3 protein-coding genes are annotated in these 8,656 nt (G+C 74.4%); all 3 read left to right on the forward strand.

Translation table 11 applies throughout. From position 1 onward, the window contains the following. Positions 1–62: 62 nt before the first annotated feature. Genes ACZ6AA_RS28630 through ACZ6AA_RS28640 form a run of 3 tightly spaced genes read left to right on the forward strand, consistent with a single transcriptional unit; the run spans position 63 to position 8,562 of the window. A complete protein-coding gene (locus tag ACZ6AA_RS28630; RefSeq protein ID WP_471460802.1) occupies positions 63–6,569 on the forward strand; it encodes a type I polyketide synthase in 6,507 nt (2,168 codons plus the stop codon). Positions 6,570–6,586: 17 nt separating this feature from the next. Then, complete coding sequence (locus ACZ6AA_RS28635) at positions 6,587–7,372, forward strand: thioesterase II family protein (protein ID WP_468456113.1); 786 nt, start codon at positions 6,587–6,589, stop codon at positions 7,370–7,372. Beyond that, the gene (locus ACZ6AA_RS28640; RefSeq protein WP_468483857.1) at positions 7,369–8,562 is read left to right on the forward strand and encodes an alpha-hydroxy-acid oxidizing protein; all 1,194 of its coding nucleotides are present in this window, start codon (positions 7,369–7,371) and stop codon (positions 8,560–8,562) included. Before ACZ6AA_RS28635 ends, ACZ6AA_RS28640 begins: the two co-directional genes overlap by 4 nt. Positions 8,563–8,656: the final 94 nt, after the last annotated feature.

Consider the following 8,656-nt stretch of genomic DNA (forward strand, 5'->3'; position numbering starts at 1 on the left):
AGCAGGGAACTATGGAGAGAGACACGATGGCGTCCACATCACCCCAGCAAGTCGTCGACGCGTTGCGGGCCGCGCTGAAGGAGAACGAGCGGCTGAAGGCCGCGAACGCCCGCGCCAAGGAGCGCGACGAGGAACCGATAGCGATCGTCGGCATGGGCTGCCGCTTCCCCGGCGGCGTCAGCTCGCCGCAGGACCTGTGGCAGCTGGTCACCGACGAGGTCGACGCGGTCGGGGCCTTCCCCACCGACCGCGGCTGGGACCTGTCCAACCTGTTCGACCCGGACCCCGACCACGCCGGCACCTCCTACGTCGAGCAGGGCGGATTCCTCTACGACGCCGCCCAGTTCGACCCCGAGTTCTTCGGCATCTCCCCGCGTGAGGCGCACGCGATCGACCCCCAGCAGCGGCTCCTCCTGGAGACCGCCTGGGAGGCCTTCGAGCGCGCGGGCATCGACCCGGCGACGCTGCGCGGCAGCCGCACCGGCGTGTTCGTCGGCACCATGTACGACGACTACGCGGCGCGCCTGTCCCCCGCCCCGGAGGAGTACGAGGCGTACCTGACCATCGGCAGCACCGGCAGCGTCGCCTCCGGCCGCGTGTCGTACACCTTCGGCCTGCAGGGCCCGGCGATCACCGTGGACACGGCGTGCTCGTCGTCCCTGGTGGCGCTGCACCTGGCCGTCAGCTCGCTGCGCCGCGGCGAGTGCTCGCTGGCCCTCGCGGGCGGCGCGACGCTGATGGCGACCCCCAACTCCTTCGTGGAGTTCAGCCGTCAGCGCGGCCTGTCGAAGGACGGCCGCTGCAAGTCCTTCGCGGCGTCCGCCGACGGCACCGCCTGGGCGGAGGGCGCGGGCCTGCTGCTCGTCGAGCGGCTGTCCGACGCGCGCCGCCTCGGCCACCCCGTCCTCGCGGTGGTGCGCGGCTCGGCCGTCAACCAGGACGGCGCGAGCAACGGCCTGACCGCGCCCAACGGCCCGGCCCAGGAAGCCCTGATCAAGCAGGCGCTCGCCGGGACCGGCCTGAGCGGCGCCGACGTCGACCTCCTGGAGGCGCACGGCACGGGCACGCCGCTCGGCGACCCGCTGGAGGCGGGCGCGCTGCTCGCCACGTACGGCGCGGCCCGCACCGCGGACAACCCGCTGTACCTCGGCTCCCTGAAGTCCAACATCGGGCACGCGCAGGCGGCCGCCGGTGTCGGTGGCCTCATCAAGCTGACGATGGCGCTGCAGCACGGCGTGATGCCCAAGACGCTGCACGTGGACGAGCCCAGCCCGAACGTCGACTGGTCCACCGGCACCCTGGAGCTGCTGACCGAGGCCAAGCCGTGGCCCCAGGTCGACCGGCCGCGCCGTGCCGCCGTGTCCTCCTTCGGCATCGGCGGCACCAACGCGCACGTCATCCTGGAGCAGGCCCCCGAGCCCGCCGAGCGGCCCGCCGAGGAGCCCGCCGCCAAGCCGCTGCCCGCCGTCCCCCACGTCCTGTCGGCCACCACCGAGGCCGCCCTGCGCGCCCAGGCCGACCGGCTGCACCAGCACCTGACGGCCGAGCCCTCCGTGACCGCCGACGGCCTCGCGCCGCTCGGCCTCTCGCTGGCCACCACGCGCGCCCACCTGCCGTACCGCGCCGTCCTGACGGCCGCCGACCGCGCGTCCCTGCTCACCCAGTTGCGTGCCCTCGCCGACGACACGGCGGGCGCCGAGGTCGTGCGCGGCAAAGCGGCCGAGGGCCGCACCGCGTTCCTCTTCGCCGGGCAGGGCTCGCAGCGCCCGGGCATGGGCAAGGAGCTGTACGCGACGTTCCCCGCGTACGCCGCGGCCTTCGACGCCGTGTGCGCCGTGGTCGACCCGCACCTGGCCAAGCCGCTGTCCGAGGTGGTCTTCGCCGCCGAGGGCACGCCCGAGGCCGAGCTCCTGAACCGCACCGAGTACACACAGCCCGCGCTGTTCGCCGTCGAGGTGGCGCTGTTCCGGCTCTTCGAGTCGTGGGGCATCCGCCCGGACGCCGTGCTCGGCCACTCGGTCGGCGCGTTCGCGGCCGTGCACGCGGCCGGGGTGCTGTCCCTGGAGGACGCCGCCCAGCTGGCCGTCACCCGCGGCCGCATCATGCAGCAGCTGCCCGCGGGCGGCGCCATGGTGGCGCTGCGCACCTCCGAGGAGGAGGCGGCGGGGCTCCTCGCCGGGTTCGAGGGCAAGGTGTCCCTCGCCGCCGTCAACGGCCCCGCCGCGACCGTGCTGTCCGGCGACAAGGAGGCGCTGGCCGCCGCCGTCAAGCCGTTCGAGGAGGCCGGTGGCAAGGCGACCTGGCTGAAGGTCAGCCACGCCTTCCACTCCCCGCTGATGGAGCCCGCGCTCGCCGAGTTCCGCGCGCTCGCCGCCCGCCTGGAGTTCCGCTTCCCGGAGCTGACGGTCGTCTCGGACCTCACCGGGCAGCCGGTGGAGCCCGACGAGCTGGCCGACCCCGACTACTGGGTGCGGCACATGCTGAGCACCGTCCGCTTCCAGGACGGTGTGCACAGCCTCGCCGCCGACGGCTGCGTGCGGTTCCTGGAGATGGGCCCGTCCGGCGACCTCACCGCGATGGCCGCGGACTGCCTCGCCGAGCAGCGCACCGCGCGCTCCGCGCACGAGCTGATCCCCTCGCTGCGCCGTCGGCACGCGGAGACCGAGACGCTGCTCGCCGCGCTCGGCCGCACCCACACGAGCGGCGGCGACGTCGACTGGGCCGCGGTGTTCGCGGGCCACGGCGCGCACCGCGTCGAGCTGCCGACGTACGCCTTCCAGCACCGCCCGTACTGGCTCGACAAGCGCGTCGTCTCCGGTGACGTGCGCTCGGCCGGTCTGGTCGCGCTCGACCACCCGATGCTGACGGCCGTCGCCGAACTCCCCGAGCTCGACGGCCTGCTGCTCACCGGCCGTCTTTCCCTGGCCACGCACGCGTGGCTGGCCGACCACAAGGTCGGCGACCAGGTCCTGGTGCCGGGCACCGCCCTGCTCGACCTGGCCGCGCGCTCCGCCCGCGAGGCGGGCTACGACGTCGTGGAGGAGCTGCTCCTGGAGGCGCCGCTGATCGTCGCCGAGGACACCGAGGTGCAGCTGCGGGTGTTCCTCGCGGCCCCGGACGCCAACGGCAGCCGTGAGGTGACGATCCACTCGCGCCGCGAGGGCGAGGCCGACCTGGGCGGCTGGCTGCGCAACGCCAGTGGCTCCGTCGCGAAGGCCACCGACGAGGCGGCCCCCGCCGACCTCACGGTGTGGCCGCCGCGGGACGCCGAGGAGCTGCCGGTCGCCCTGGACGACCTGTACGCCGACCTCACCGCGAAGGGCCTGTCGTACGGCCCGGTCTTCCGCGGCGTCAAGGCGATGTACAAGCGCGGCGACGAGGTGTTCGCCGAGGTGGCGCTGGAGGACGACAAGCAGCCCGGCACGGGCGGCTACGGCCTGCACCCGGCGCTGCTCGACGCGGCCCTGCACCCGTCGGCGGCCGGTGGCCTGACCGACACCTCGGGCGGCAAGACGCTGCTGCCCTACGCCTGGAACAACGCCCGCACCCTCGGCTCCGCCGACGCCGCGCTGCGCGTGCGGCTCGCCCCCGCGGGCCAGAACGCGATCTCCGTGGACGTCGCCGACGCCGCAGGCAACCCGGTCGCGTCGATCGGCTCGCTGGCGCTGCGCCCGGCCGCGATGGCGTCCGCGAGCGACCGCGACGGCCTGTACGTGCCGTCGTGGGAGGCCCTTTCGGAGCTGCCCGCGTCCGGTGACACGGACCTGTGGGCGGTCATCGGCGACTTCGCGGACGAGGCGGCGCACGGCGTCGTCCCGCGCCGCTTCGCCGACCAGGCGGCCCTGTCCAACGCCCTGGACGAGGGCGAGGAGGCCCCCGAGGTCATCCTGCTTCCCGTCGCGGCGGGCGCCGCCGACGAGACGCCGGACCCGGCGGCCGTCCGCGACGCCCTGCGGCACGTCCTGACGACCGCCCAGCTCCTCCTCGCCGACGACCGTCTGTCGACGACGCGCCTGGTCGCGGTCACGCGCGGCGCGGTCGCCGTGGACGCCGAGCAGCCCACCGGACGGCTCGGCCAGCGCGCGGTGTGGGGTCTGCTGCGTTCGGCGGTCGCCGAGCACCCGGGCCGCTTCGCGCTCCTGGACGAGGACGGCACGGCCGGTTCGCGGGCGGCGCTCGCGGGTGCGGTCGCCGTCGCCGCCGACGAGCCGCAGCTCGCGCTGCGCGGCGGCACCGGCTACCGCCCGGCCCTGAGCACCACGGCCGCGGGCACCACGCTGCGCCCGCCCCTGAACGAGCCGAACTGGTACCTGGACTACGTCGCCAAGTCGTCGTTCGCGAACCTGTCCTTCGAGCCGTGGCCGGAGATCGCCGAGCCGCTCAAGGAGGGCCAGATCCGACTGCGGCTGCGCGCCGCGGGCCTGAACTTCCGTGAGGCGCTGCTCGCGCTCGGCGTCATCCACGCCTCCGTCGACGCCAACGCGTCCGACAACGGCGGTGGCGGCGAGGGCGCGGGCGTCGTCGTCGAGGTCGGCCCCGGCGTCAGCGGCCTCAAGCCCGGCGACCGGGTGATGGGCCTCATCAACGGCGTCGGCCCGAACACGGTGACCGACCACCGCCTGGTGTGCCGGATCCCCGACGGCTGGTCGTTCCGGCAGGCCGCCGCCGTCCCGGTGACGTATCTGACCGCGTACTACGGCCTGGTGGACCTCGCCCGGCTCGGCGAGGGCGAGTCGGTCCTCATCCACGCGGGCGCCGGCGGCGTCGGCACGGCGGCCATCCAGATCGCCAGGCACCTGGGCGCCACGGTCTACTCGACGGCGAGCCAGGGCAAGTGGGACGCGCTGCGCGCCGCGGGTGTCGCCGACGACCACATCGCCTCCTCCCGGACGCTCGACTTCGAGCAGTCCTTCCTGGGCGTGTCCGGCGGCAAGGGCGTCGACGTCGTCCTGAACTCCCTCGCGGGCGAGTTCGCCGACGCGTCGCTGCGGCTGCTTCCGCGCGGCGGCCGGTTCCTGGAGATGGGCAAGACCGACCGGCGCGACCCGGCCGAGGTGGCCGCGCGGCACGAGGGCGTCGACTACCGCGCCTACGACGTGCGCGAGCCCGGCCCGGACCGCATCCAGGGCATGCTCCTCGAACTCCTTGAGCTGTTCCAGCAGGGCGCGCTCAAGGCCCCGCCGATCTCGGTGTGGGACATCCGGCGCGCCCCCGAGGCCTTCCGGTACCTGAGCGAGGCCCGGCACATCGGCAAGGTCGTCCTCGCCCTGTCCGACCCGGACGAGCCGTACGACACCACCCGCGCCGCGCTCGTCACCGGCGGCCTGGGCTGGCTCGGCCGCCTCGTCGCCAAGCACCTCGTGGCCGAGCACGGCGCGCGCAGCGTGGTCCTGATGGGCCGCGGCGCGCCGAAGGAGGAGGCGCAGCGCGACATCGACGAGCTGCGCGCGCAGGGCGTGGACGTGCGCGTGGTGGCGTGCGACGCGGCGGACCGGGACGCGCTCGCCGCGGCCCTGGACTCCCTCGCGGCGGACGGCGTGCACGTCGGCAGCGTCCTGCACGCGGCGGGCGTCCTGGACGACGGCATCCTCGCGGACCTCACCCCGGAGAGCCTGGACCGGTCGCTGCGCCCGAAGGTGGACGCGGCGCTGAACCTGCACGAGCTGACCGAGCACCTGGGTCTGGACGCGTTCGTGCTGTTCTCCTCGCTCGCGGGCACCATGGGCTCGCCCGCGCAGGGCGGTTACGCCGCGGGCAACTCCTTCCTCGACGGTCTCGTCGAGTACCGGCGTTCCATCGGCAAGCCCGGCGTGTCCATCGCGTGGGGCCTGTGGGAGGGCGTCGGCGGCATGGGCTCGGGCCTGACCGAGACCGACATCACCCGCATGAGCCGTATCGGCGTGGCGCCGCTGACGTCGGAGCGGGGTCTGGAACTGCTCGACGCGGCGGTCCGCAGGGACTCCGCGGTGGCCGTGGCCGCCGCGTGGCACCTGGAGGGCCTGCGCGACCAGCTCGCGAACGGCGGCACCGTCCCGGCGCTCCTGAAGAACCTGGTCCCTGCCGCCGCCCGCAAGGCCGCGGCGGCCACCGCCGACGCCCCCGCCCAGAGCGCGGGCACCGGCGACCGGCTCCTGGACACGGTCCTGCAGGAGGTCGCGGCCGTCCTCGGCCACGCCTCCGCGGCGGTCGTCGACCCGCACGGCGCCTTCGACCAGATCGGCTTCGACTCGCTGACGGCGGTGGAGCTGCGCAACCGGCTCGGCGCCACCACCGGCGTGAAGCTGCCCGCCACCTTCATCTACGACTGGCCGACCCCGGCCGAGCTCGTGGAGCACCTGAAGGCGGAGCAGGGTTACGTAGAAGGAGCTGCGGGAGCCGCGGGAGCCGACGAGGCCGAGAGCGCCGCCGCGGACCCCGCGGACGCCGCCGGTGACCCGCAGGCGCTGCTCGACGAGATCACCAAGCTGGAGTCGGTGTTCGCCGATGTCACCGGGGCTCAGCTCGGTGACGCGGTGCGCGACACCGTGACCGACCGACTGAACGCCCTGCTCACCAAGCTCGGCTCCTGAGGAACGGGACCCACACCATGAGTCGCAACAAATGGATTCGTACGTTCCATGCGAAGCCCGACGCCAGGGCCCGCCTGGTGTGCTTCCCGCACGCCGGGGGTCCCGCGATCGCGTTCACCGCGCTGTCGGCGGCGCTGCCCGCCGATGTCGAGCTGCTCGCCGTGCAGTACCCGGGGCGGCAGGACCGCAGGTCCGAGCCGTTCGCCGAGGACGTGACGACGCTCGCCACGGGCATCGTGGACGCGCTCGCCGACTTCGACGACCGGCCGCTGTTCCTGCTCGGGCACAGCTTCGGCTCGCTCGTGGCCTTCGAGTCGGCCCGTCTCCTGCAGGAGCGGGCGGGCCTGGCCCGGCTGTTCGCGTCGGCGGCGTGGCCGCCGTCGGCGGACTGGCGGGCGCACGCCGACGGGGCGCACTCCGACGAGGAGCTCCTCGGCCACATCCGGTGGCTCGGCGGCGTGCCCGACATCATCCTCAACGACCCGGAGATGGTCGGCGAGATGATCCGGCTGATGCGCGGCGACCAGGAGGTCCTGGGCCGCTACCAGGCCAAGGACGGCGCCGCCGTCACGGCGCCGCTGACGGTCCTGCTCGCCGAGGACGACCCGAAGAACACGGCCGAGCAGATGGCCGACTGGGAGCGGCACACCACGGGCGAGTACCGCCTGGAGCTGTTTCCCGGCGGCCACTTCGCCCTCACCGAGCCCGACCCGGCGGTGGTCCCGCTGCTCACCCGCGTCATCCGCGAGGACCTGGCGCGGGCCGCGGCCCCCGGCACGGCGGGACAGGCGGGCGGCGCATGAGCGAGCAGAGCGGTCAGGCGCGGCCGCCCCGGGCCGAGATGGTCCGGCAGATCTATCTGGCCGGGATCTCCGGGCAGAAGCCGAAGCTGTCCACGGACCTGACGACGCTGGAGGAGGCGGCGCGCGCGGTCCTCGAACCGCACGCGCACGCCTACATCGCGGGGGACGCGGGCACCGGCACCACCGGCCACGTCAACCGCGAGGCGTTCGAGCGCTGGCGGCTGCTTCCGCGGATGTGGAAGGGCGTCAGCGAGCGGGACATGTCGGTGACCCTGTTCGGGCAGCGCCTGGACGCGCCGGTGCTGCTCGCGCCGGTGGCCGCGCAGACGGTGGCGCACCCCGAGGGCGAGCTGGCCTCGGTCCGCGCCGCCGCCGAGGTCGGCCTGCCGTTCGTCCTCTCGTCCTTCTCCTCGCACTCCATGGAGGACGTGGCGAAGGCGGCCGGGAGCGAGCCGCGCTGGTACCAGCTGTACTGGCCGAGCGACCCGGAGGTGGCCGAGTCCCTGGTCCGCCGGATCGAACCGGCCGGGTACGCGGCGATCGTGGTCACGGTGGACAACCCCACCTTCGGCTACCGGCCCTGCGACATGGACACCGCGTACATCCCGTTCGTGCACGGGCAGGGCATCGCCAACTTCACCAGCGACCCGGCGTTCCAGGCCCAGCTGCCCGAGGGCGGCGGGGCGATGGCGGCCGTCGGGCACTGGGCGAAGATCTCGGGCAATCCGGCGCTCACCTGGGACGATCTGGCGCGCCTGCGGTCGTGGACGACGCTGCCCATCCTCATCAAGGGCGTCCAGCACCCGGACGACGCCCGCAAGGCGCTCGCGTCCGGCGCGGACGGTGTCGTGGTCTCCAACCACGGCGGCCGCCAGCTGGACGGCGGTGTGGCCGCGCTCGACGCGCTGCCCGCGGTGCGCGCGGCCCTCGGGCCCGATGTCCCGGTCCTGATGGACTCCGGGGTGCGCACCGGCACGGACGTGGTGAAGGCGCTCGCGCTCGGCGCGGACGCGATCCTGTTCGGCAGGCCGTACCTGTACGGTCTCGCGCTTGACGGACAGGCGGGCGTGGAGCACGTCCTGCGGTGTCTGCTCGCCGATCTGGACCTTGCGATGACCCTCACGGGGAGCAGGACGATCGCGGACATCACCCGGGACCTGGTGGTCCCGTCGGGCCCGCTCGCGTACTAGCGGGCGGTCCGCACACCTCACGGAAGCGGTCCTGAGCGGCGCCGGAAGGCGCGGCCCAGGACCGCTTCGCCGTGTGTACGCCGCCGCTGCACGG

The sequence above is a fragment of the Streptomyces sp. NPDC040610 genome (assembly GCF_055594065.1).

Bases quoted from the DNA above. Each gene is read 5' to 3' on its own strand.
- ACZ6AA_RS28635 (WP_468456113.1), top strand. From the start codon at position 6,587: ATGAGTCGCAACAAATGGATTCGTACGTTCCATGCGAAGCCCGACGCC.
- ACZ6AA_RS28640 (WP_468483857.1), top strand. From the start codon at position 7,369: ATGAGCGAGCAGAGCGGTCAGGCGCGGCCGCCCCGGGCCGAGATGGTC.